This is a genomic window from Peribacillus aracenensis (assembly GCF_025175645.1).
Classification (GTDB): domain Bacteria; phylum Bacillota; class Bacilli; order Bacillales; family DSM-1321; genus Peribacillus; species Peribacillus aracenensis.
Genome location: NZ_JANZMJ010000108.1, coordinates 1 through 628, shown reverse-complemented (window position 1 = coordinate 628; position 628 = coordinate 1). Strand labels below are relative to the sequence as shown.

1 pseudogene is annotated in these 628 nt (G+C 41.1%); it reads right to left on the bottom strand.

The annotated features are described in order from the left end of the window. A pseudogene (locus tag N0M92_RS29225) lies at positions 1-183 on the bottom strand (group II intron reverse transcriptase/maturase); the annotation flags it as partial. Between the last annotated feature and the right edge of the window lie 445 nt (positions 184-628).

Below are 628 nucleotides of genomic sequence, written 5' to 3'. Positions count from 1 at the left end.
AGCTTGTGGTTGGTATTTTCTTGTTCTGATGCGCTGACGCAGTTCATCTTTGTTCTCTTTCAGGTATTGCTTTAGTCCGTCGACTGTTACTCCGTCGACCCCACTTGCACCTTTATTTTTATAGACACGTATGTAGGCTTCGTTCATATTTTTATTACTTAGGATTTGTTCTAAAAGTTCCACACTCGTCTCTCCTTTCCTCTCACGTAGTAAGTGATATCTCCATTTAGGTTATTATTTGAGGTACGCTCATACTTTCACCATTAACACATTCGGAGTTCGTCACTTACGCATTCGTGGCGTTGAAACACTATAAATTGTTCAGCCCTTCATGAAATTATTTCATTACTATGGCTTCTGCTGACTTCTTGCGACTAACCTTTTTCGACTGTACTTCTGTATATCCGCAAGACCTCCCAGGGTAAGACACCTATCTTTCCTCTTTTACTCGCCTGATTTACTCTATAAAGTTACGCACATCTTTTGGACTTTAACTTGTCTTGGAGTTTAATCCCTTTATAGAGCCTTAGTATCAGATTCCTGTTCGTCGAGCCAAGATTTTATTCCACGCTTCCTCCAGCCCTTACCTCACGATAAGTACCTTGCGCTTCCTTAGTGGTTGGTCGAT